The organism is Gilliamella sp. B2969, from assembly GCF_026536195.1.
In the GTDB taxonomy this organism is placed as follows: Bacteria; Pseudomonadota; Gammaproteobacteria; order Enterobacterales; family Orbaceae; genus Gilliamella.
The window spans coordinates 116789-141164 of the sequence record NZ_JAFNOP010000004.1 but is presented as its reverse complement, the minus strand read 5'-3'; the positions used below and the strand labels follow the sequence as shown (position 1 = coordinate 141164).

Annotated in this window: 18 protein-coding genes, 1 pseudogene and 1 riboswitch; of the genes and pseudogenes, 13 read left to right on the top strand and 6 right to left on the bottom strand. The window is 34.8% G+C overall.

The features are described from left to right. Window positions 1-150: 150 nt before the first annotated feature. The 3 genes from J3U66_RS04965 to J3U66_RS04955 all read left to right on the top strand — a co-directional run bounded on the left by J3U66_RS04965 (window position 151) and on the right by J3U66_RS04955 (window position 5084). On the top strand, window positions 151-939 hold the full coding sequence (locus tag J3U66_RS04965; protein ID WP_267348233.1) for a tetratricopeptide repeat protein: 789 nt from the start codon (window positions 151-153) through the stop codon (window positions 937-939). Window positions 940-1170: 231 nt separating this feature from the next. Beyond that, window positions 1171-4032 (top strand): SEL1-like repeat protein, encoded by a 2862-nt coding sequence (locus J3U66_RS04960; protein ID WP_267348231.1) that lies wholly within the window; start codon window positions 1171-1173, stop codon window positions 4030-4032. Window positions 4033-4190: 158 nt separating this feature from the next. Next, window positions 4191-5084, top strand: a complete 894-nt coding sequence (locus tag J3U66_RS04955) for a tetratricopeptide repeat protein (protein WP_267348229.1) — start codon at window positions 4191-4193, stop codon at window positions 5082-5084. Between the two features lie 70 nt (window positions 5085-5154). Here J3U66_RS04955 and J3U66_RS04950 read toward each other — a convergent pair whose 3' ends face one another. The 3 genes from J3U66_RS04950 to ydiK all read right to left on the bottom strand — a co-directional run bounded on the left by J3U66_RS04950 (window position 5155) and on the right by ydiK (window position 9233). After that, complete coding sequence (locus J3U66_RS04950) at window positions 5155-6531, bottom strand: MATE family efflux transporter (RefSeq protein ID WP_267348227.1); 1377 nt, start codon at window positions 6529-6531, stop codon at window positions 5155-5157. Between the two features lie 154 nt (window positions 6532-6685). After that, window positions 6686-8041, bottom strand: coding sequence for a CDP-diacylglycerol--serine O-phosphatidyltransferase (pssA, locus tag J3U66_RS04945; RefSeq protein ID WP_267332545.1), 1356 nt, complete (start codon window positions 8039-8041; stop codon window positions 6686-6688). A 139-nt stretch (window positions 8042-8180) separates the two neighbouring features. Further along, window positions 8181-9233: an AI-2E family transporter YdiK gene (gene ydiK, locus J3U66_RS04940; RefSeq protein ID WP_267332546.1), complete on the bottom strand. Its 1053-nt coding sequence runs from the start codon at window positions 9231-9233 to the stop codon at window positions 8181-8183. A 103-nt stretch (window positions 9234-9336) separates the two neighbouring features. Between ydiK and eco the strand changes: the two genes are divergently transcribed. The 8 genes and pseudogenes from eco (at window position 9337) to J3U66_RS04900 (ending at window position 19950) form a co-directional block, all read left to right on the top strand. Next, window positions 9337-9831 carry a serine protease inhibitor ecotin gene (gene eco, locus J3U66_RS04935; protein WP_267332547.1) on the top strand — a complete coding sequence of 165 codons (495 nt, stop codon included), beginning with the start codon at window positions 9337-9339 and terminating at the stop codon, window positions 9829-9831. Window positions 9832-10144: 313 nt separating this feature from the next. Further along, window positions 10145-11254, top strand: a complete 1110-nt coding sequence (locus tag J3U66_RS04930) for an extracellular solute-binding protein (RefSeq protein ID WP_065635108.1) — start codon at window positions 10145-10147, stop codon at window positions 11252-11254. 105 nt (window positions 11255-11359) lie between these two features. After that, window positions 11360-12496 carry a putrescine ABC transporter ATP-binding subunit PotG gene (gene potG / locus J3U66_RS04925; RefSeq protein WP_218056922.1) on the top strand — a complete coding sequence of 379 codons (1137 nt, stop codon included), beginning with the start codon at window positions 11360-11362 and terminating at the stop codon, window positions 12494-12496. Between the two features lie 318 nt (window positions 12497-12814). Then, a pseudogene (gene potH / locus J3U66_RS04920) lies at window positions 12815-13687 on the top strand (putrescine ABC transporter permease PotH); the annotation flags it as partial. 165 nt (window positions 13688-13852) lie between these two features. After that, window positions 13853-14689, top strand: a complete 837-nt coding sequence (locus J3U66_RS04915) for an ABC transporter permease subunit (protein WP_416379722.1) — start codon at window positions 13853-13855, stop codon at window positions 14687-14689. Between the two features lie 766 nt (window positions 14690-15455). Beyond that, a riboswitch (FMN riboswitch) is annotated at window positions 15456-15614 on the top strand. Window positions 15615-15814: 200 nt separating this feature from the next. After that, window positions 15815-16459 (top strand): 3,4-dihydroxy-2-butanone-4-phosphate synthase, encoded by a 645-nt coding sequence (gene ribB, locus J3U66_RS04910; RefSeq protein ID WP_267348223.1) that lies wholly within the window; start codon window positions 15815-15817, stop codon window positions 16457-16459. Between the two features lie 157 nt (window positions 16460-16616). Next, window positions 16617-17549 carry an alpha/beta hydrolase gene (locus J3U66_RS04905; protein WP_267348221.1) on the top strand — a complete coding sequence of 311 codons (933 nt, stop codon included), beginning with the start codon at window positions 16617-16619 and terminating at the stop codon, window positions 17547-17549. A gap of 157 nt (window positions 17550-17706) precedes the next feature. Then, window positions 17707-19950 carry a TonB-dependent siderophore receptor gene (locus J3U66_RS04900; protein WP_267348219.1) on the top strand — a complete coding sequence of 748 codons (2244 nt, stop codon included), beginning with the start codon at window positions 17707-17709 and terminating at the stop codon, window positions 19948-19950. 59 nt (window positions 19951-20009) lie between these two features. Here the strand turns inward: J3U66_RS04900 and J3U66_RS04895 are convergent, their stop codons facing one another. Beyond that, window positions 20010-20657: a TetR/AcrR family transcriptional regulator gene (locus J3U66_RS04895; RefSeq protein WP_267344807.1), complete on the bottom strand. Its 648-nt coding sequence runs from the start codon at window positions 20655-20657 to the stop codon at window positions 20010-20012. 364 nt (window positions 20658-21021) lie between these two features. Here J3U66_RS04895 and J3U66_RS04890 point away from each other — a divergent pair, with 364 nt between their 5' ends. After that, window positions 21022-21345 carry a DMT family transporter gene (locus J3U66_RS04890; RefSeq protein WP_267332552.1) on the top strand — a complete coding sequence of 108 codons (324 nt, stop codon included), beginning with the start codon at window positions 21022-21024 and terminating at the stop codon, window positions 21343-21345. Between the two features lie 31 nt (window positions 21346-21376). Then, window positions 21377-21691, top strand: a complete 315-nt coding sequence (locus tag J3U66_RS04885; protein ID WP_267344805.1) for a DMT family transporter — start codon at window positions 21377-21379, stop codon at window positions 21689-21691. A gap of 250 nt (window positions 21692-21941) precedes the next feature. On the opposite strand, the gene J3U66_RS04880 is transcribed toward J3U66_RS04885, so the two are convergent. Both J3U66_RS04880 and srmB read right to left on the bottom strand, forming a co-directional pair. Further along, complete coding sequence (locus tag J3U66_RS04880) at window positions 21942-22544, bottom strand: peroxiredoxin C (protein WP_267332554.1); 603 nt, start codon at window positions 22542-22544, stop codon at window positions 21942-21944. A gap of 109 nt (window positions 22545-22653) precedes the next feature. Further along, window positions 22654-23976, bottom strand: a complete 1323-nt coding sequence (srmB, locus tag J3U66_RS04875) for an ATP-dependent RNA helicase SrmB (protein WP_267348217.1) — start codon at window positions 23974-23976, stop codon at window positions 22654-22656. Window positions 23977-24376 lie beyond the last annotated feature (400 nt).

The window sequence follows — 24376 nt, the reverse complement described above, 5'->3', positions numbered from 1 at the left end:
AATATTTTGCCACTATCGTCCATTTTAAGCATAAACGTAATTTAATAAACTTAATTAAAATTAATTGGTAATCATTATTTATATTGCTAGAATAAAATGTAAATACGATAATCTAAATAATATAACTATCTCGTAGTTAAGGAATAAGAAGTGAAAAAATTATACACAATTATTTTATTTTTTTTATTTTTAACTAATGCAGTAAGTGCACAAGATATCAAAAATTTAAGCATCAACGATTTGTCTAACTTAGCATCAGAACAAAACGATCCTGAAGCACAATTTTATTTAGGTGTTATGTATGAACAGGGTAAAGGTGTTGAACAGGACTATGAAAAAGCTAAGCAATGGTATGAAAAAGCGGCATCGCAAGGTATTGTTGAGGCTCAATTCAATTTAGGACAAATTTACTACACAGGTATGGGAAGTGCTCCAGATTATGTTCAATCTAAAAACTGGTTTGAGAAAGCCGCATCACAAGGTGATGTTGATGCGCAATTTAATTTGGGCATGATGTACGAGAATGGTAGAGGTGTTGAACAAGATTTTACTCAAGCAAAAACATGGTACGAAAAAGCAGCTGCACAAGGTTTTGTCGATGCTCAATTCAATTTAGGCATTATGTATGACACTGGAGAGGGAATAGAGCAAAATTATGCCAAAGCAAAAGAGTGGTTTGAAAAGGCAGCACTTCAAGGTGATGCTGAAGCACAAACTAATTTAGCGTGGATATATTATGAAGGCAAAGGCGTTGAAAAAGATTTAAAATTGGCGAAAGAGTGGTTTGAAAGAGCCGCAGCTCAAGATCAACCCGAAGCTCAGTATAATTTAGGTATCATGTATGAAGATGGAAATGCGGTAAAAAGAGATCCAGAACAAGCACAAAAATGGTACAAAAAAGCATGTGAAAATGGACTGGATAGTGAAATTTGTAAATAAGCTATCAATCCAAAGAACATTTGGTCTAAAGTAAATCTATTTTAATTGAAAAATCGATTACACGGTTTTGTCATCAAATCCATGTTTAATAAAATCTTTCCTGATGCAGAAATACATCTTTAGATTCCTAATTTTCTCTATATCGTTTATGCTTATCATAATAAAACAATTTAAACTGTTCGGTATAAACTTGTTTTCTGAGGTAATAATAATCAAGGAACAAAATAAGAAATGAAGAAATATCTACTAATATTATTACTCATGTCAATAAATTTGGTTCATGCCAATGAGCAAGAAAATTTAAAATTAGATGAGTTGTTACAGTTGGCTTATGAACAACAAGTTCCGAGTGCACAATATGAGTTAGCGGTTCGATATCAAGAAGGCAATGGTGTTGAAAAAAACTATCTAAAGGCTAAAGAATTATTTGAAAAGTTAACTTCGCAAACCAACAATGATGTTAAATTTAGAGTTGGTTTTTTGTATTTTATCGGTGATGAAGGATTAGAAAAAAATTACGCTAAAGCTAAAGAATGGTTTGAAAAAGCAGCCGCTGAAGGTGATAGTAATGCTCAATTTTATTTGGGCGTTTTATATCAACATGGATATGGTGTAATAAAAGATTATAGATTAGCAAGAAAGTGGTTTGCCAGTGCTGCTAATCAGGGTCACAGTGATGCTCAAGCTAATTTAGGGCAGTTTGCACTTTATGGTATAGGGCAAATGCAATATATTGATGGTGCAAAATATTGGCTTAACATTGCCGCTCTGCAAAATCATCCCAAAGCCCAATACTACTTAGGCATAATAAACTATGCAAAAGCACAAGAAGATGCAAACTATTATATTGACGCTAAAAATTGGTTCGAAAAATCTGCTAAGCAGGGTTATGCTTATGCACAATATAAATTAGGTCAGCTATATCTACGTGGTGAAGGGGTAAAGCAAGACGAAAACATTGCTAATCAGTGGTTTGAGGCTGCACGTCAACAAGGTTTATCTCAAGCAGAATTTAACAAAATAGATAACAATGAAGATGTTGACGACCTTAGTCAGGATTATAGTAAAGTTCAACAATGGTATGAAAAAAGATCATTACAAGGCGATATCAATGCAATGGTATCTTTAGCTTTTAGTTATACCAATCAAGAACCATATGGTGTTGATGTCAATTTTTCCAAAGCCAAACAATGGTTCGAAAAAGCCGCAGAACAAGGCGATCTTGATGGTGAATACGAAACAGGTATCTACTATTATTATGGTATTGGTTCAGAACAAGATTATGTACAAGCTAAGCAATGGTTAGAAAAATCAGCTAAACGAAATGATAAATTGTCGCAATACTTTTTAGCTATGCTGTATAAAAATGGCAATGGTGTAAAACAAGATTTTGTCAAAGCTAAAGAGTTGTTTGAGAAAAGTGCAGCACTTCCTGACTCAAGACCGCAAGAGCAATTAGGATTACTTTATTTAAATGGCGATGGGGTAAAACAAGATTATGTAAAAGCCAAAGAGTTTTTTGAAAAAGCGGCAACAAAAATTAGTGATCATGCTGAATTTAATTTAGGTCTAATGTATCAAAATGGTAAAGGTGTTAAACAAGACTATGTCAAAGCTAATGAGTGGTTCGAAAAAGCCGCTTCACGAGGCAACTCAAATTATCAGTTTTATCTAGGTGAAATATATAAAAAGGGACAAGGTACTGAAATTAATTTCACTAAAGCTCAACAATGGTATGAAAAAGCCGCTTTACAAGGTAATGTGAATGCACAATATGCTTTGGGCAAATTTTATCAATATGGTTATGGTGTTACGCAAGATATTATTAAAGCTAAGCAGTGGTATGAACAAGCGGCGCAGCAAGGGGATGATGATGCGCAGGTGCAATTAGCAAGTTTGTACTTAACAGCGAATGGTACCGATCAAGATTATGTAAAAGCTAAACAGTGGTTTGAAAGAGCTGCTTTAAAAAATAACATGGATGCACAACTAGCATTGGCTAATTTGTATGAAACAGGGCAAGGCGTTGCCCCCAATCCTGCTAAAGCTAAAGAGTGGCGAAAAAAAGCAACAAATAAATCCGAAATTGTAGATGATGTAACAAAAGAAACAACGCTATTATCGCATGAAGCTAAAATGTTAGCCTTGAATGAACAGTTAGCGCTACAAGGCGATGTAACCGCTCAGTTACAGTTAGCATTTTTATATGCAAAGAATAATAATGGAGTACAACAGAATAATAAGAAAGCTAAAGAATGGTTTGAAAAGGCGGCACTACAAGGTAATGCTGATGCTCAATATAATATCGGAAAATTTTATCTTGAAGGTATTGGTGTTGAGCAAAATTCGACCATTGCTAAAGCGTGGTTCGAAAAAGCAGCATTACAAAATGATAGTCGTGCTCAACTGGCGTTAGGACTGATTTATGCCAAAGGTAAGGGGATCGGACAAGATTACACTGCTGCAAAACAATGGTTTGAAAAGGCTGCCGCACAAAATGATGCTAACGCAGCATTCAACTTGGGCTTAATATATGACAAGGGCTATGGTGTTGAACAAGATTATACTAAAGCCAAACAATGGTACCAAAATGCTGCATTGATGGGGAGTGATGAAGCCCAATTTTATCTTGGTGAAATGTATCGAATGGGGCATGGCGTACCTCTAAAAAACTATACTGAAGCTAATTATTGGTACTGGAAATCCGCTGACCAAGGTAATGTTAAAGCATCATATATGGTGGCTTATTTCGATTTTTATGGTCTAGATAGTACCGAGTTTAATGGATATTCATTAGATTATTTTCTAAATGCCGCTTATCAAAATCAACCTCGCGCTAACAGCGCCTTGGGACAAATTTACTATTATGGCGTTGATGATAAGAGTGGCTATAATAATTATGTTATCAAGCCAGATTTTACTAAAGCAAAACAATTTTTTGAACAGAGTGCAGCACAAGGTTTTGCGCATTCCCAGTATTATTTAGGGGTAATGTATTTACATGGCTTAGGCGTCAAAAAAAATCCTAAATTAGCTAAGCAATGGTTACAAAACGCTTGCGAAAATGGCTTTCAGTATCAAATTTGTCAATAATCAAATAGATGATGTGTATATTCAATAAAAAATAGTATTTAGATAAAATAACCTGTTAGCGCTTTTACCTGAGTAAGGGTTTAATCTAAGATAGTTGAAGCCGCCATTGTTATGACCTAACAACGGGGATTTCAAGTAATGGAGTTTAGAAATAAAAGATGAATAAAAATGTAACTGCTTTACTCTTATTTTTATTGTCTGTGAGTTCAACCAACGCTAATGAATTAAAAAAATTAAGTAATGATGAACTTTTGCAAATGACAGCTGAAAGTTTACCAGAAAAACCGCAATATGATTTTGGCATTCAATATCAATATGTTGATGGTAATGAGCTACAAGATAGTATTAAATTAAAACAATGGCTTGACGCTGCTGCTTTACAAGGTGATGCTGGTGCAGAATTTGATTTAGCCACATTGTACCAAAATAGCATTGGTATTGAACACAATAGTCACTTAGCTAAGCAATGGTATGAAAAATCAGCACAACAAGGAAATGCTGATGCTCAATATGCTTTAGGCTGTTATTACTTTTATGGGTATGCTGATGAACAAGATTATGCTAAAGCAAAAGTGTGGTATGAAAAAGCGGCTCTACAAGGTGATGTACGTGCACAATTGCAATTAGGTTTAATGTTTTCAAATGGGTATGGTGTTGAAAAAGATTATCAGCAAGCGAAAAGTTGGTTTGATAAGTCAGTTGTACAAAACGATAATCGCGCTAAAGTAATGTTAGGTCTAATGTATTTAAATGGTAACGGCGTTGAGAAAAATTATAATGATGCAAAATCATGGATTATAGACAGCGCCAAATTAAACATTGAAAATGACCTTGCTCTTATGTATATAAATAATGATGGCAGCCAACCAGATTATGTTCAAGCGATAAAACTATTTGAAGTTGCTGCAAAAACTGATGTTCATGCAAAATATTACTTAGGATTAATGTTTATTCAAGGTGTTTTTGTTGAGCCAAACTATGTCAAGTCAACACAATACTTTATTCAAGCATGTGATGACCCTGATGTTGGTGATATTCCAATTTGTTTTTGATCTTTAACCTTAAAACTGGTCATAATTTATATCGATTAAAAAAGTAATGAATTTATATTTTTTATACTAACTATTGGTGACATCGACTCTTTATCGATTTGAAATACCAAAATAGTACCGTAAATGCAACGCCAGTTGATAAAAGATCTGCTGTTGGTGATGAGGCCCAAACTCCATCCAATCCAAAGCATAACGGTAATAGGTATAGTGTTGGCAATAAGATCAAAATTTGTCGGGAAAGACTTAATAAAATGGATATTTTTGCCATACCAATACACTGAAAAAAGCTTGTGGTAACCATTTGAAAACCGACAAAAGCAAACGATAAAGTCGTGTATCGTAAAGCTATCGCCGATATGTGCACTAAATCCTCATCAGAACTAAATGCGCGCACTAACACATCTGGAACAAAAAATCCTAAAATAAAGCCAATGCTAGTAATGACTGTTGCAACTTTGACCCCATAGAAGAAAGTGGCTTTAACTCGTAGATAGTCTTTCGAACCATAGTTATAGCCAATAATCGGTTGCATTCCTTGATTGATACCAATAACAATCATAATAATCAATGTAATTAATCGATTAGCATTGGAATAACCTGCAATTGCATCATCACTTGAAACGTTTGACAAAGGAGCATAATGGGTAAGTTGCCAATTAATAAACACAACCACAATAGAGGCGGCGACTTGCATCGCAAAAGGTGACATACCAATTGATAAAATTGATTTAATATATATCCAATTAAGTCTAAAGTTACATCGATACAGTTTGATATTACTATTTTTACTGATAAAGTGCTGCATCACAAATAAAAAGCTAATGAACATCGATAAAGTAGTTGCAAAAGCTGCACCACGCATCCCCCAACCAAAGCCAATGATAAAAATAGGTGCTAAAATGATATTGGCAATGACACTAATAAACATGGTGACCATTGCTTTAAATGGGTAACCGCTTGCCCGCATCATATTGTTATAATTAAATGTTAACGTAATAAATATGCTACCGGGCAAATATACTTGTAAAAACTCTTTAGCATATTGATGATTGGTTGGGCTGGAGCCGACAAAATGTAACACGGGATCAACAAAGTAGAGTAATGATGCTAAAGTTATACCGCTTAAAACAGCCGTTAACATAAATGATGTGCCAGCAATTTTTTCGGCTTTATCCGTTTCTCCACGACCTAAAAAAATCGATATGCGACTGGCTGACCCAATACCTACAAGCATACCGATACCCGCGGTCAGGTTCATTACAGGTAAAATAATACCAGCCCCACTCAGTGCCTCACGACCAATCCAGTGACCAATAAATACCCCATCAATAATGTTATACAGTGTATTGACAATAGTACCAATTACCGCCGGTAAAGCATACTGCCAAAATAACCAACTAATTTTTTTATTTTTGAAATTATTGTAAACATCTTGAGAGTGAGTCATCGATTCTATTTTCCCACAGTTAAATGTTGTAAAAAATATTAAAAAAGCGCGATATTTGCGTTTGAAATAATTTAAATTGCATGACTAAAGGGGCATTAAAAGCGTAATGACTGATCTCAATACCAACTAATTTAAATTTATTTAGTCTAACACGTTATAACAAACGTTTAATAATTCTATCAACACGAATGCGACTTAAGCGTTTAATCAATTTATGTACCTGTTTTGGATAAAATTGACTAGCTTGAATTTGTTGGAAATGAGTAACCAACGTCGTTTTTTGACGAATGGTATCGAGTTCCTGCTTAATTTGTTTTTGTAACTCTTGTTTAGGGTCATGAACTAAAATGCCATTTTCCAGATCTAAACGCCAAGCACGCGGATTAAGATTATTGCCTGTAATAAGCATCCATTGATTGTCTACCCAAACACCTTTAAGGTGATAAGTTTGATCTTCATCTTTCCACAAACGAATAATTAATTGTTGTTTATCAATATAAGGTTGTAAGCGTTCAATAAAGTTTCTTAAATTGATTTCGTATAAATAAGGTAATCCACCCGAAATATTAAAAGGTTTATCTGGCGGAATATAAAAATCATTTGCTTCTTTATCGCCAATAATAATTTCCACTTGTCTCCCTTTTCTAAGTAATCGAATAATATCGCGAACCAAGATATTGGGTAAATTGAAATAAGGGGTACAAAATATAACGTTATGTTGTGTTGTATTAATCAGATGATGAATAATTTTATTTAAACTATTATTGCGCCCAAGTCCTGCAATAGGCGAGACGGTTAATTCATTGTTACTTGCATAACTTTCATATTGATAATTTGCTTCACTAAGGTGTTGGCGTAATGTTTTTATTTCAGCTTTAATTTGTTTACGGGTTTTATGGTGTTCTACATCTAAACGCTGTAATCCCTCAAAAGGTAAAAAATTATCATTGACATATTTTATCATGCAATCAGCTAGCGTTTTATTTGTGATAAAATGGTATCTATCATACCGATATTTATTGAACTTATGTAAATAGACATTATTGATACTTGCCCCGCTATATATGACTGTATCATCAATAATTAACCCTTTAAGATGTAACACACCAAGTACTTCTCGACGGTTAATGGGTACACCATAAACTGGAATGTCAATATCGGGATGCTGCTGCTTCATCTGATTATAATAACGAGCATTGGTTTGGTTTTTATCTTCTCCAAACCGTCCGCGTTGTGCTCGATGCCAGTCGACAAAAATTTTAATGTCTAAATTTGGTTTTTGTTTTTTTGCCTGATAAAGTGCATTTAAGATTTCTTGTCCAGCTTCATCTTGCTCTAAATATAACGCTATTATGTAAATTCGGTGTTGTGCTTTATAAATACTGTCGAGCAAAGCAATTCTGTATGAATTTGGATCAAATAAAATGCGGTATTGACTAGCATCTTGAGGAATTTTTGCTAAATCATCAAGATGCTTTTGATGGTTATATCTAATAAAAGGTATTCTCATTATTTATATATTATTGTAACTGGACTATGTAGTAGCATAGCATAAAATACACCAGAAAATAATACTCCTTTTTACATTACATTAAGGGCATAAATCAAGTTTGTAACAAGCTTCGATTAATGACTATTCAACTTTATTGTTAAGCTTGCTCATCGACCCATGATTCAATAAGCTTATAAGTCAATGCTAACACAACTGGACCGATAAACAATCCCATAATACCAAAGGCGAGTATTCCTCCAATAACACCAAATAATATGAGCAAAAATGGTAAATCGGCGCCTTTTTTTATTAAATATGCACGCATTACACTATCAAGAGTGGTTAAAATAATCGCAACAAAAATTAATACAATCGCCGAAATGGTATTTCCATCCCAAAATTGCCAGATAATGCAGCCTATCATGACAATGACCGGACCAATTTGCGCCACACAGCAGATAAATAAAATGAGCGTCAAAATGCCAGGAAAAGGCATGTTAGTAAGCACAAAACTGATGCCACCAATTAGTGCTAACGTAATGGCGGTAACGACAACACCTAAAGCTACGGCTCTTATTGCTTGACCAGCTAAAGTAACGGTTGTTTTACCATAGTGTTTTGATAAACGATTAGCAAAAACATAGACGTATTTTGTAATACTTTCACCTTTAAGAAATAATAATAAACTAAAGATGATCATTACACCGGCATGGAAGATGAATATACTGATATTGGTCGCTTGTTCTAAAAGCCATCCAACCAAAATACCGATATATGGCTGGATATCAGAAATCAGCTCCGATCCATCTGTTTGAATAATTTCTAACCATTTTTGGTGTAATTCATTTCCAAACATAGGTAGGCTACTTAACCAATCTAAGGTCGGTAATTCACGATGAGGTAGTGTTCTGGCCCATTCAATTAAATAATGGCCATTTTGTGCAACACTACTAATAATTAATATAAATGGTATAATACAAACGAAAGCCAAAATTAGTGCCATGACTAATAGTGATAACCAGCGTTTATTAAATAATTTTTGTTGGATTTTGATCATTAATGGCCAAGTGGCAATTACCACCATGACCGCCCAAAAAAAACCAAACAAAAAAGGTTCAACTACACGATAAGTAATAATGATTAGTAATCCTATTATTAATAGGTTTAGAATCAATTTAAGTAAATCGTACGTATTGTTTTCAGCTGGCATTTTTGTACCATATTATTTAGTCTAGAAAATGTTATTATACGCAATAAGATTCAAAAAGCATATGTTGTATGTTAACCATTATACTTTTTTCGGAGGTGTAAAAATGAAGAAAATAATGTTATTAATGATGATGAGTGTTGCATTAGCGGCGTGTTCGACATCACCAAAATCAGCTAAAGTTGTACAAAATGTAAATGATACAGCACCTTTCCCAGAAGCCATGCCTGGCTATACTCGCTATGCTATTCATCTTCCTGCATTAAAAGATGAAAATAGTGCCCGTGTCGAAGTATTAGTTGGTAAAGATATGAATGTTGATTGTAATGCGCATAGTCTTAGCGCGACTATTAAACAACAAGAATTGAAAGGCTGGGGATATTCATATTATGTGGTAGATAAAGCCAAAGATGGCATATCAACACTCATGGCTTGCCCAGAAAGTGCTAATAAAAATCAATTTGTAACTATCGGTAACAATATTGGAACGCTAAATTATAATAGCCGTTTACCAATCGTTTTTTATGTACCAAATGATTTAACTGTTAAATATCGTGTTTGGCAAGCAGATGCCAAAATTTTGCAAGCGACTGCCGAATAAAACAGCTAAATTAATTGTCAATTTATGATAAATAGTGGGTTGAGCGGTCAAAATATCGTCACTCAACCCCGAAACTTAGGATATTTGATATTTTAAGTAGACATCTCAAAAAAAAAAGGTATTTTATCCCTCGTAATGCAAGGTTAGCTCTACTCGTTCATTAAATTTATTAATGACTTGTGATTGCCTGATTACCTCGGTTTCGCCATACTTTTTAACGAAGTTATTGGTAAAATTTGGGGGTCCATTGAAGTTATCCAATGGGCTTGTGTCTAACATGTAATATCCCTAAACTAGAGGAGAAGTGGTGAGCATGTTTACTCAACGTAAAACAATTCTTTCAATCGTAGCTGGTGTTTCACTAGCGTTATCTCAATCAGCAATAGCTAAAGATCGAGTCGTCCATTTTTATAATTGGGCAGGACAAATCGGTTCACAAACTATCAGTGATTTTGAAAAATCAACAGGTATAAAACTGGTTTATGATGTTTATGATTCAAACGAAGCATTAGAAGGAAAACTCATGGCTGGGCATTCAGGTTTTGATGTCGTATCGCCTTCTGATAGCTTTTTAGCTAGACAAATTAAATCTGGAATTTATTTACCGCTAGATAAAAGTAAATTACCAAATTGGAAAAATCTAGATCCTAATTTAATGAAATTGATGGCTAACCACGATCCTGATAATACCTATGCCATTCCTTATGTTTGGATGACAACGGGTATTGGTTATAACATCGATAAGGTGAAAGAACGTTTAGGCGATAATGCACCTGTAGATAGCTGGGACTTAGTGTTTAAACCCGAAAATATGGAAAAACTCAAAGATTGTGGAGTCGCATTTTTAGATGCTCCGACCGAAATTTTTGCTAGTGCTCTTCAATATTTAGGTAAAGATCCAAATAGTACAGATGCTAAAGATTACACTGGTGCTGCTTACGAGTTGTTAGAAAAAGTGAGACCAAATATTCGTTATTTCCATTCCTCACAATATATTACAGATCTTGCTAACGGCGATATTTGCGTTATTTTAGGTTGGTCAGGCGATATTTTACAATCCCGAGATAGAGCAAACGAAGCGAAAAACGGCGTACATATTGGTTATCAAATTCCAAAAGAAGGGGCATTAGTCTTCTTTGATACTTTTGCTATTCCAAAAGATTCAGAAAATGTAGAAGAAGCACATGAGTTCTTAAACTTTGTCATGAAACCAGAAATTGCAGCGCAAGTAACCAACGATGTTAACTTTGCAAGTGCGAATAAAGCGGCTAATGATGAGTTTGTGAAACCAGAAGTGAAAAATGATCCAGCGGTTTATCCAAAACCAGAAGTAATGGAAAAATTATTCACTTTAAAAGTAAAAGAACCAAAACTTGAACGTGTTATTACCCGCACGTGGACAAAACTAAAAACTGGTAAATAACCGATATTTTTGGTACTACACTATTTACTAGTCTAATATAGACGGAGAGGTTAATTTGATCTTTCCGTCTCGTTTTTTATGGCTTGTTGTTATGAGGAAAAAAGAGTGAACAATAAAACAACAAATCAGGTACAGCCTAAAAAAAAGATGATAACTCCATTACTGGAGATCAAAAATTTAACGAAAGTTTTTAATGATGATTATTATGCGGTTGATGATGTCAACCTCACCATTTATACCGGTGAGATATTTGCCTTGTTAGGGGCATCGGGCAGTGGAAAATCAACATTATTGCGTATGCTTGCTGGTTTTGAACAACCTACATCCGGACAGATTATTTTAGATGGTAAGGACTTATCGCAAGTGCCTCCTTACAATCGCCCAATCAATATGATGTTTCAATCGTATGCTTTATTTCCTCACATGACGGTTGAGCAAAATATTGCTTTTGGCTTAAAACAAGACAAATTAAATGCGCACGAAATCAAACAACGCGTTGAAGAGATGTTAGCGCTTGTTCATATGGAACAATTTGGTAAACGTAAGCCCCATCAGCTATCAGGTGGTCAAAGACAACGTGTAGCGTTGGCTCGCAGTCTAGCGAAAAGACCAAAATTATTATTACTTGATGAACCAATGGGTGCATTGGATAAACAACTTCGTGATCGTATGCAACTTGAAGTAGTTAGCATTTTAGAACAAGTAGGTGCAACTTGTGTCATGGTTACGCACGATCAAGAAGAAGCAATGACGATGGCAGGACGAATTGCCATTATGAATAAAGGTCAATTTGTACAAATCGGTGAACCAGAAGAGATTTACGAACATCCAAACAGCCGTTACAGTGCTGAATTTATTGGATCAGTGAATATTTTCGATGGTATTTTGCAAGAAACATTAGAAGATGGTTTGATTCTTAACTGCCCAATGATCAAACACCCATTAAAAGTCGATTATGATTCACCAGCGGTTGAAGGTGTTCCTATTCAAGTTGCACTACGCCCAGAAAAAATTAAATTATGTGACGAAATTCCAGAACAAGGTTACAACGTAGCAAGTGGTGAGGTTGTTGAAATTGCCTATCTTGGTGATTTATCAATTTATCATGTCAAATTACCAAGTGGGCAAATTATTATTGCGCAGTTACAAAACGAACATCGTTATCGTAAAGGTATGCCAACATGGGGCGACATTGTCAATCTGAGTTGGGATATTGATAGTTGTGTTGTGCTAACCGAATAAACAAAAGAGGATATCATGATGCGATCCATTTTATTGGGTTTATTGTTGAATGCATTTGTATTACTCAATGTTTATTGGCGTTTTGTCTCAACAGATTCATTTGACAATCTATTTTTAGATGCGCTTTTCACTGCAATGACATTCAGCTTTTTATTGTCATGTTTAGGATTCTACTTAGCCTATTATAAGCCATCTAAATTTGCTTATCGTTTGATTATTGCCGGCAGTATTTTATTTATTCCTGCTGGTTTGGTCGCAATCTATTTTGCTTATAAAAAGATGCGCCAACAACGTAATGACTCAGATTTAATGACGTTATATGGTCGACTAGCAGTGATTAGTATCCCTTATTTATGGATGTTATTACTGTTTTTATTACCATTTTTAATTGTATTTCGAATTAGTTTTTCTGAAATGGCTTCAGCGGTACCGCCTTATACTGATTTATTCAGTTATGATGATGGTTTACTCAATATTGCTTTAAATTTTGGTAATTACTTAAATTTACTGAGCGATACCATTTACATTGATTCTTATTTGCAATCATTGAAAGTAGCGGCTATTTCAACGATTTTATGTATTTTAATTGGCTATCCATTAGCTTGGGCTATTTCACAATGTAAAGCCTCAACTCGAAATATCTTATTATTATTAATTATTTTACCATCATGGACTTCGTTTTTAATTCGAGTATATGCTTGGATAGGTATTTTAAATCCTAATGGGCTACTCAATAATTTCTTAATGTGGTTAGGCGTTATTGATCAACCACTTATCATCATGAAGACCTATTTTGCGGTTTATATTGGTATTGTTTATTCTTATTTACCTTTTGTGGTACTGCCAATTTATACCTCATTAAGTAAAGTGGACTCTACGTTGATCGAGGCAGCATTAGATTTGGGATGTAAACCAATTAAAACCTTTTTTAAAATTATTGTGCCATTAACTAAAAATGGCGTAATTGCTGGCGGTATGTTGGTCTTTATTCCGGCTGTTGGGGAGTATGTGATTCCTGAACTATTAGGTCCATCTGAAGGCATTATGATAGGTACACAACTTTGGACTGAATTCTTTAATAACCATGACTGGCCGGCAGCATCTGCAGTGGCTTCGGTAATGTTATTGATATTAATTATACCTATTTACTACTTTAATAAATTCCAAAATCGACAATTGGGAGGTAAATAGATGAACAATTTACCTGTTATTATGCGATCCGCTGTGATTATTTTTATTGCTTCATTCTTAGGCGCTTTATTGTTAACTGTTTTGATCTCGTCTTCAGGATTAGAATTAATTGGCAATAGTTATTTATACATTGGTTGTTTGATTTTCAGTGTGATTGTTACCTTGATTATCACTTTAGCGTTAATATGTCGCAGTTTAAAGGCGCTGATTTTATTGGTGGTATTTTCTTTTTTATATATCCCAATGATTATTTTAATTGTTTATTCGTTTAATAGCTCTCGTCTGGTAACCGTTTGGGCTGATTTTTCGACTAAATGGTACGTTGAACTAGTGCATAACGAAACCCTGCTTAAAGCAGTAGGATTAAGTTTATCCATTGCCGCAGGGGCTGCAACGCTTGCTATTGTTCTTGGTACGTTAGCATCGTATGCAATTATCCGCTTTAGACGATTTAAAGGATCTAATCTTTTTTCATTTATGACTACTGCACCATTAGTCATGCCTGACGTTATTACTGGTTTAGCATTATTACTCTTATTTGTTGGAATGGGACAAGTATTAGGTTGGCCAAAAGATCGTGGCGCTATCACCATTTGGATGGCGCATGCAACTTTCTGTACAGCTTATGTCACAGTCGTTATAAGTGCAAGGTTGCGCGAGCTTGATAAGTCAATTGAAGAGGCAGCGTTAGATTTAGGTGCCAATCCTTTAAAAGTATTTTTCATTATTACGTTACCAATGATTGCACCGGCTTTAGTTTCAGGTTGGTTATTGGCGTTTACGCTATCACTTGATGATGTGGTTATTGCTAACTTTGTTACTGGTCCAGGCGCAATGACATTGCCAAAATTAATCTTTTCGAAAGTGAGATTAGGGGTCGATCCTCAGGTCAACGCATTGGCAACAATTATCTTATTCATAGTAGGAATAATTGGTTTTATCTCATGGTTATGGATGCGTAAAGCTGAACGACGCAAAATACGTGAAATGCGCGGACATTAGATAATATTAATGTTTAATGGGATTTTAGGCTTTGCCTACCGTTGTTTTTGAGTGTTACAATGCAAGCGCTAAATTCAGGTTATAACCTGTTTTAGCGCTTATACTACAAGTTTAGTCTCGATTTTGTCACGTTAATAAAAGTACATTATGAATCATTGAAAATGATAATTCTTCATCTGCCACAATCTCAACATAATACTTTTAGCCGCATTTGTTTATCTTATTCTCATCCTTCATGTGCCATTGTTAAAAAGATTTAGTCAAAGCTATTTGGCGCTTGAATTGCTGTTGGCCGATTATTAAATCATGATCTGTAATTGTGTTGTATCAGTGCTGATTGGTTCAATGGATTGCGAAATATAAATTATTATGCTGATTTTGACGTGTAATAGGATGTTACTTTGCGTGACAATGATAGCCTTTGCTATCTTTGTGTGGTTTATTAACATGAATAGTTAGAATTAAGTGACTCTAAGCTAGCTTTGTTATTGAGTTTATAAACGCCTTTAGCGTTTAGGTCTAGGTTGTTAATGTATAACAATAGGTATCGATATTAATCAATCCTATTAACTGTTATTAAAGTTGTTACCCTAAATAACATTAAGCGATAAGCTAAATAACAGTGGTTAGCGCTTAGTGCAATTAGCTATAAACGTGTTTTTCTAATTGATATAGTACTTTCGATACAATTGCTTGAGGCTAACTTAATAAATTTCCGTGTTTTTTTACTTATTTTGTATTATAGTATATGCCGTCAATTTAACGACAAAGTTCTCAGGGCGGGGCGTAATTCCCCACCGGTGGTATAGCCCACGAGCGCTTAATATTTATCCTATTATTATTTAATATTGATAAACATTAAGGACAAGCAGATTTGGTGTAATTCCAAAGCCGACAGTTAAAGTCTGGATGAAAGAGAGTAGCTTATCTTTTCTTAATTTGCTATTAGCAAAATCATTATGGTCAAGCACTTGCCCTGATTCTGGTATTTAATTTATTTATACTTATAGTTTTACTTAATGATATCTGCTTAATTGTTACAATTTTTTTATGTATCGATATCAGATTTGTTCTGTATTGCTTTGGGATAAATATAATTATTTTATAAAAGGATAGGTATTTACCATGAATCAGTTTAATTTAAAAGAATTTGGAACAGCTATTGAACGGGTAGAGCGTGCAATCAGTTCCATCAAAGCCGGTCAAGGTGTTTTAGTTTTAGATGATGAAGATCGTGAAAACGAAGGCGATATTGTTTGGTCAGCCGAAACCATCACTACGCCACAAATGGCACTGACTATTCGTCATGGCAGTGGCATTGTCTGTTTATGTATGCCAAAAGCTTATTGTGATAAATTACAATTACCTATGATGGTGGCGAATAATACTAGCAAAAATCATACCGCATTTACGATATCAATTGAAGCGGCTCAAGGCGTAACAACAGGCGTTTCAGCCGCAGATCGTGTAACCACTATTAAAGCGGCCGTTGCTGATCATGCTAAACCGTGTGATTTAAATCATCCAGGACATGTTTTTCCATTAGTGGCTCAAGAAGGTGGAGTTTTAACACGTCGTGGCCATACTGAAGCGTCGGTTGATTTAGTGACTTTGGCCGGTTTCAAACCTGCTGCGGTCATTTGTGAAATCACCAATGATGATGGCTCAATGGCAAGAGCTCCGCAAATAGTTGAATTTGCCAAACAGCATAATTTACCAGTGGTTACTATCGAAGATATCGTTGAATATCGAAAAACGCATAGTGTGTAATAAGGGTAAGATTGATATACGCCGACTTAGTCGGCGTAGATAATTATTTGATAATGTTATTAAAAATATTCACTATTTTTATATGATGTGATCATTGATGTTATATCAATTAGATGAATAAAATAAGTTACTATTTCAATTTTAACTGGTTTACTCTATGTTACGTTTAATTTTGGTCTATTTTGTGGTTATTTTTATGTTGACTGGTTGTCAAACAGATCGTCAAAAATCAATGAATGTTATTGTGGCGAATGCTAAAACCGAAGTTGTTCATTCCAAATCAGTTGGCGATTATAAAATAACTATCTATACACCAAATAAACCAACACCCAAAGATGGTTGGCCAGTTATTTACTTACTTGATGGCGACAGCTATTTTTTAACTGCTTACAATATGATGACCAATCAAGCTTGCGATCGTTGTGTGATTAAGGAAGGAATGATTGTCGCAATTGATTATTCGGGTGAATCTCGACGCGGATTGGATTATTTACCTAAACCTGAAAAGCTAGTTGCCGAAATTTTGCCTAATCATCAAATCAATTTACCTGTAAGTTATGGTGGAGCAGATGATTTTTATGATTTTCTAACAAAAGAGCTTAAACCTGAAATAGAAAAACGTTTTCCTATTAATCCTAACAAACGAGCGATTTTTGGTCATTCATATGGGGGATTATTTAATCTTTATGCTTTTTTAGCAAAACCGATAGCTTTTGATACTTATATTATTTCTAGCCCATCGATGTGGTTTAGTGGTGGATATATGTTTGACTTATTGTCTAAACATCTAGCCGACGATAAGCGCCCAACTTTGGGTAAACCAGTTAATTTATGGCTTTCTGTCGGTGGAGCCGAGCAATCATTACTTGCTGCTGAGTTGAGTTTACCTGAAGCGGAACAAAAAATATTATTACAGCATCGTCAAAATCGAAAAATGGTTGATTCTTCAACGCGACTATTTGAAAAATTAAAACAAGCTAATATTACGAATCTACAATTGAATTATACTATTTATCCTAATCAGTCTCATAAAACGGTGGCTATTTTTGCACTGCAAGAGGGGATACAAGTAAATTTTAATGCTAATTAAAAATATTGAATTATCGCCGATTAATTTATAAATTTTTTTGCTTTAAATACAATCAAATGGACTTTCTTTGTGAAAATTCGGTTTACATTATTTACAGTTAATTAATAATGATAACTATTATTAATTAACTCTCCCATTTTTTTAGGAAATAAAATACATGATTTTAAAACGTAAATCGACTTATCTATTGACGGTTTTAATTAGCTTTGTTTGTCATAATGTCTACGCAGACAATACCCCGTCATCAACCAACAAAAATAATGATAGTGATGATGTAATGGTTGTTACAGCAGCAGAACAAACTAGGCAAGCACTAGGTGTTTCAGTTATTACCGAAAAAGATATCAGTAAAATGCCTCCCAAAAATGATCTCTCTGAAATTATTCGTACCATGCCTGGTGTTAACTTGACTGGTAACTCAACCAGTGGTCAACGTGGTAATAATCGTCAAATTGATATTCGTGGCATGGGACCAGAAAACACCCTTATTTTAGTGGATGGTAAACCGGTAAAAAGTCGTATGTCAGTTCGTTATGGATGGCGAGGAGAGCGTGATACACGTGGTGATACTAACTGGGTACCTGCTGATATTGTTCAGCGGATTGATGTTATTCGTGGACCAGCTGCTGCACGTTATGGTGATGGAGCTGCCGGTGGGGTGATTAATATTATTACTAAACAGCCAACCAATGAATGGCATGGCGCGTTAAACAGCTATATCAATTTACCATCTCATAGCGAAGAGGGAGCAACCAAACGAACCGACTTTGTATTAACTGGTGGTTTAACCGATAATTTAAGCATGCGTTTATATGGGAATATTAATAAAACCGAGGCTGATGATTGGGATATCAATAAAAAACATCAGATTAATCCTAATTCTACTAGTGCAGGGCGTGAAGGGGTACGTAATAAAGATCTAAATGGATTACTACGTTGGGATATTAGCAAACAGCAATCATTGGAATTTGAAGCTGGTGTGAGTCGTCAAGGTAATATTTATGCGGGTGATACACAAAATAATAACCCAAATCCATTAGTAAGTCGTTTTTACAATGATGAAACGAATAGAATGTATCGACAAAATTATGCATTAACCCATCGAGGCTATTGGGATAATGGTGTCAATACCATGTCTTATGTACAAGTAGAAAAAACACGCAACAGTCGTTTAAATGAAGGTTTGGCTGGTGGTACAGAAGGTCGATTTGATAATGGCGATTTTTCAACGATCAAATATGACAATATTACCTTACATAATGAAACCAATTTACCGTTGACTATTGTTGTGCCGCAAACCATTACCATTGGAGCTGAATATAATCATCAAAAAATGAAAGATCCTACTTCAAATACTCAATCCACAGAAGAAGGCGGCAGTGTACCATGGATTAAAGATAAAAATCGAAGCGTGGAAAGTTCAGCTAATTTATGGGGAATGTTTGTCGAAGACAATATTGAGTTAACCCAAACAACAATGTTAACACCTGCATTACGCTATAATCACCAAAGTGACTCGGGTAGCAACTGGAGCCCAAGTTTGAATTTAGCTCAAGAATTAGGTGACTATTTTACCTTAAAATTAGGTATTGCTCGAGCTTATAAGGCTCCAAACTTGTATCAATCAAATCCTAACTATCTACTTTATAGTCGAGGACAAGGGTGTTATGGTGCTGGTGGTAGTTGTTATCTAATTGGTAATAATAATTTAAAAGCTGAAACTAGTGTAAATAAAGAGATAGGTTTAGAATTTCATAATGACGGTCTTATTGCTGGTATGACTTATTTCCGTAATGATTATCGTGATAAAATTGATTCAGGTATCAGATCAATTGGTCAAGCTGATGGTGGAAAAAACGCCTTCAAAAATTCGAATATTTTTCAATGGCAAAATGTACCTAAAGCCGTGGTTGAAGGTTTAGAGGGTAGCTTAACGGTGCCGGTTACATCAACCATTAATTGGCGTAATAATCTTACATGGATGTTACAGTCAAAAAATAAACAAACAGGGGATTATTTATCGATCATTCCAAAGTATACTCTCAATTCAGCAATTGACTGGCAAGTGACTGAACAACTCTCATTTTTAACAGCATTAACTTGGTATGGTAAACAAAAACCGAAAAAATATGACTATCTTGGGGATAAAGTAACCGATACTTCAACTCATCAACTAAGCCCTTATGCAATTTTGAATCTTAGTGGTCAGTATCAATTTAATAAAAACTTTACCCTAACTGCAGGTGTTGATAATCTCTTTAATAAACGTTTATTTAGAGAGGGTAATTCATCATCTCTAAAAAATCCAAAAAATGGCGTGATAACCGTTCGTGGTGCGGGTGCAGCAACTTATAATGAACCTGGTCGTACGTTATTTATTGGTACAAATCTTTCATTTTAAGTAAGTTTGCTTTTTTCTTCATTCGCTGGACATGATCAATTGCTCAGCGATAGTTTTATTTATAATGCTTTTTTTATGCCTTGTAAAAATAGCTCGACAGTAAAAGCAAATACTTGACCGGGTTCAACAGCTTGAAATGCGGGGGCTAATTTTTTTGTCAATGTAAAACCTTGCTGAGGCAAATTTTCAATGTCATTAAGATCTGCATCATCAGCAGGGCGAAGTAATCCCCCCGCTTCAGAAGCCGCAAGCCCAATAATACAAGCGTAATAACCTAAACAAAAACGGGTTACTTGATTATCATTAAAGCCAGCATCCGTTAACGCCTGACAAACATATTCAGCTCGAATATAATCGGCAAGCCCTGTACTCCAAAACTGCTGCATTAATTTAAAACTATTTGGATAGGCAAGAGCTATTTGCCGATATTGATAAGCTAAATGTCGAAGGCGTTCATCCCAAGGCATGCTGTTATCAATAGTTGATATTCTACGGGTTAATTCTTCAGCCATTGCCCGTTCCAGTCCTTTTTTTGATTTAAAATGATACTGTAGTGACATTGGATCACAAGCAATTTTGGCGGCAAGTTTACGTACACTAAAAGCGGAATTGCCAACTTCCTCCATAAAATCTATCGCTGCCATTACCATTGCTTGGGCTTCAAGTCCTTTTGGCCCTGTATTTTTCATTTTATCGGAATTTTTCATAGCTAATCTCAAGATGTTACAGCATTAATATTATATCGTTATTGTAATAATTCATGCAAAACTAACCTAATCATAAAAGCTTGAACTATTGAATAATAAACGATTTTAACCTTGCAATTTCTATTTCTTCGTTGTAGAATTATTTTATTATAAACAATTTATAATAGAATTTTGTAAAAAAGTTTAAGTAATTATATACATTTCAGTATAAAACAGGCTTTGTCTTTTTTAACAAATTAACTAATTTCTTTTGGTGGCAACTTTCTTGGTTTGCGAACCATCTTTTGTTTTCTACGATACAAATTCGGTGAAAAAGCAAAACTAAATAATGATAAAAAGAGTTGATGATAGCAATGAGGTAGCTATGTCTAATATAAATAAAGAGTGGGCATTTGTCGTGCTTACCTGTTTTTTTGAGTTGTGTTGGATCTTTGGATTCAGTGTCGCAACCGAATTATGGCATTGGCTTATCATTATCACTTTACTTATTGTTGATTTTACGTTTTTAACAAATGCCTGCAAAACCATACCCACAGGTACTGTGTATGCAATTTTTTCAGGGGTTGGTGCAGTCGGTGCAACCATTTTTGATGTGTTATTATTTGATAAACATATTACATTGCTTCACGTGTTCTTTGTGGCTTTAATTATTATTGGTGTTATTCAACTTAAACGTACTGATAGTTAACAATAAGGATATTAGTAGGAGATAAGTATTCATGGGTTGGCTGTTAATTTTGACTGCATCGATTTTTGAAGTTGTAGGTGCAGTGGGGCTTAAGCTTTATGCAGAGAAAAAAAATATACTAAGATTAATTGCCTATTGGGGCGGTTTTTTTATCTCTTTTGTATTATTTTATTTTTCACTTCATTATCTTGAGTTAAGTATTGTTTACCCTGTTTGGGTAGGGCTTGGAACATCTGGTGCAGTATTAGCCAATATATTTTTATTTAATGAACCTAAAAATATGCAACGTTTATTTGGTTTACTTATCATCATTATTGGAGTAGTTGGATTACATATGACGATGTGATGCAATATTATCAATCTTAATCAATGCCTGTTATTGATTTCATTACTAGAACATAAACCCTACTGTTGCGATCCTACTTATCGATAAGTTGAATTATCCAATTATTTATCATATAAAAAAACTAAAACGTTCAGCATAAACTATGCTTTGATAATTCTAAATTACAATAAAATAATAGATAAAAAAACCGGAGATAAACTCCGGTTAACGCAAAGCTTTTGAATAAAACGTTAGAACGATAATGTAATAATTAAATTTCTTTAGCGTGTTGTTTTAGGTAACTTGCAACGCCGTTTGGATTAGCTTGCATACCTTGTTTACCTTTTGTCCATTGTGCAGGACAAACTTCGCCATGTTCTTCGTGGAATTGGAAAGCATCAACAATACGAATCATTTCATCAATATTGCGACCAATTGGTAAATCATTGATAGTTTCGTGACGAACAATACCCGATTTATCGATAAAGAACGACGCACGTAGAGCAACACCAGCTTCAGGATGTTCAACGCCATATGCTTGCATAATTGCATGTTTAATGTCCGCGACAATTGGGAATTTGACTTCACCAATACCACCTTTATCTTGTGGAGTATTACGCCAAGCGTTGTGAACATATTCAGAGTCCATTGAAACACCAATTACTTCAACTCCACGTTTTTTAAATTCATCTAAACGGTGATCAAAAGCAATAATTTCTGAAGGGCAAACAAAAGTGAAGTCCATTGGCCAAAAGAATACAACTGCATATTTACCTTTGATATGATCAGCTAAATTAAAATTGTTTACAATTTCGCCAGTACCTAAAACAGCTGCTGAAGTAAAATCAGGGGCTTTGCGAGTGACTAATGTCATAATTTTCTCCTTAACAAATAAAATATAAATCAAGCAACGGGAGTTATTATAGCAATTAACGCTATTTGTCCAATTCGTTATAAGCAATTGATTTCATAAGTTCAAACTATTAACTTTGTTGTTTTTGTTCGAAATTACTTATTGATTTTTTCGGCTTCCCTTTATTTTTAGTATCACGATGGCGCAATTTTACTTTTTTATTTTTTGCATCTTGTTTTTTAGTTTCACTTTTTAATCTTGCTTTTTGTGATGGCTTTTTCTTGGTTACGCGTTTAGGGGCTTTGGTTTTCGGTCTCAATTCATCAATAGTTCTTAACTTAATCGGTTCTTGAATGTAACGTTCAATTTTTTGCAATAACTCATTATCATGAGCTTCGATTAGCATTATCGCCGTGCCTTTTTTGCCAGCACGAGCCGTACGACCAATGCGGTGTAAATAGACATCCGCTGTTTTAGGGGCGTCAAAATTAATCACATGGCTAATATCATCAATGTCAATACCGCGTGCAGCGACATCAGTCGCCACTAATACATTAACGGTATTATTGCTCATTCTTTTTATTGCTTCGTTGCGTTTGGCTTGTACCATTTCACCTTCTAAGTAACAACTATTGATGCCAGCTTGATGTAACCAAGTCACCAATTCATGCACACGTTCACGTTTACGCACAAAGATAATGGTTTTTTTCAACTCGACTTGTTTTAATAAATGGATTAATAAAGCCACTTTATGCGTTAAATCATCGGCTCGATAATAAAATTGTAAGATCTTTTTGCGCTCTTTGCGTGAAGGATCGGCATTAATTTCGATTGGATCATTTAAGATACGGCTGGCAAAGTTATGCAATCCTTCACCTTCAAGCGTTGCCGAGAATAAAAGTGTTTGTTTACGCCAACGCGTCTCTGCCGAAATGGTTTCAACATCTTGTGAAAAGCCCATATCTAACATACGATCAGCTTCATCTAAAATTAACATTTCAACAGCGCGGCAATCAAAATTTTCTTCTTTGATATATTGTAATAATCGACCGGTTGTCGCTATCACAATATCTTGATTTTTGCTAAATACTTCAGCATGATTCATATAAGCCACACCGCCGGTTATTGTCGCAGTGCTCAGATGCGTTGATTGTGTTAGGCGCTTCGATTGTTCTGCAATTTGCATGGCAAGTTCACGAGTTGGTGTTAAAATTAAAATACGTGGTGGACCAGGTTTACGTCTAGGAAAATCGAGCAGATGTTGCACCGCTGGGATTAAAAAAGCCAATGTTTTGCCGGTACCTGTGGGTGCAGATCCTAAAATATCTTTACCCTCGAGTGCGGCAGGAATAGTTTGCGCCTGAATGGCTGTTGGTGTATGAATATTTTGTGCTTGCAGGTTTTCGATTAAGATCTCATCTAATCCTAAATCTAAAAAAGTTTGTGCGGTCATAATGATCTTTTTTATCTAAAATTTTGTTACACATTATAGCGGCAATCCCTATAACTACAATCAATAAAAGCGTAGCAATGCTTAATGGTTGAACGGAAAATAAATAATTTGCAGTCCATCAACATGTACCTTTAAGCGTCATCAACGCCTTACAAAACTTTACGGAAAAACACATTACAAAAAAATTCATATCATTTAGTATATTATCAAATTATTATTCGATTAGCGTAATATTGTTATTGAAGTTATTTTTTTTAACAGTATATCTTGTTGAATAATTTTAAAAAATACCCGTTATACTGCTACAAGGAATGGTAAAAATATGTTAAAATATGGTCTTAATCGGGCATCGGGCATCGGGCATCGGGCATCGGGCATCGGGCATCGGGCATCGGGCATC

Coding starts and splice junctions, on each gene's coding strand:
- J3U66_RS04960 (WP_267348231.1), top strand. CDS start 1,171: ATGAAGAAATATCTACTAATATTATTACTCATGTCAATAAATTTGGTT.
- J3U66_RS04955 (WP_267348229.1), top strand. CDS start 4,191: ATGAATAAAAATGTAACTGCTTTACTCTTATTTTTATTGTCTGTGAGT.
- J3U66_RS04950 (WP_267348227.1), bottom strand. CDS start 6,531: ATGACTCACTCTCAAGATGTTTACAATAATTTCAAAAATAAAAAAATT.
- pssA (WP_267332545.1), bottom strand. CDS start 8,041: ATGAGAATACCTTTTATTAGATATAACCATCAAAAGCATCTTGATGAT.
- ydiK (WP_267332546.1), bottom strand. CDS start 9,233: ATGCCAGCTGAAAACAATACGTACGATTTACTTAAATTGATTCTAAAC.
- eco (WP_267332547.1), top strand. CDS start 9,337: ATGAAGAAAATAATGTTATTAATGATGATGAGTGTTGCATTAGCGGCG.
- J3U66_RS04930 (WP_065635108.1), top strand. CDS start 10,145: ATGTTTACTCAACGTAAAACAATTCTTTCAATCGTAGCTGGTGTTTCA.
- ribB (WP_267348223.1), top strand. CDS start 15,815: ATGAATCAGTTTAATTTAAAAGAATTTGGAACAGCTATTGAACGGGTA.
- J3U66_RS04905 (WP_267348221.1), top strand. CDS start 16,617: ATGTTACGTTTAATTTTGGTCTATTTTGTGGTTATTTTTATGTTGACT.
- J3U66_RS04900 (WP_267348219.1), top strand. CDS start 17,707: ATGATTTTAAAACGTAAATCGACTTATCTATTGACGGTTTTAATTAGC.
- J3U66_RS04895 (WP_267344807.1), bottom strand. CDS start 20,657: ATGAAAAATTCCGATAAAATGAAAAATACAGGGCCAAAAGGACTTGAA.
- J3U66_RS04890 (WP_267332552.1), top strand. CDS start 21,022: ATGTCTAATATAAATAAAGAGTGGGCATTTGTCGTGCTTACCTGTTTT.
- J3U66_RS04885 (WP_267344805.1), top strand. CDS start 21,377: ATGGGTTGGCTGTTAATTTTGACTGCATCGATTTTTGAAGTTGTAGGT.
- J3U66_RS04880 (WP_267332554.1), bottom strand. CDS start 22,544: ATGACATTAGTCACTCGCAAAGCCCCTGATTTTACTTCAGCAGCTGTT.
- srmB (WP_267348217.1), bottom strand. CDS start 23,976: ATGACCGCACAAACTTTTTTAGATTTAGGATTAGATGAGATCTTAATC.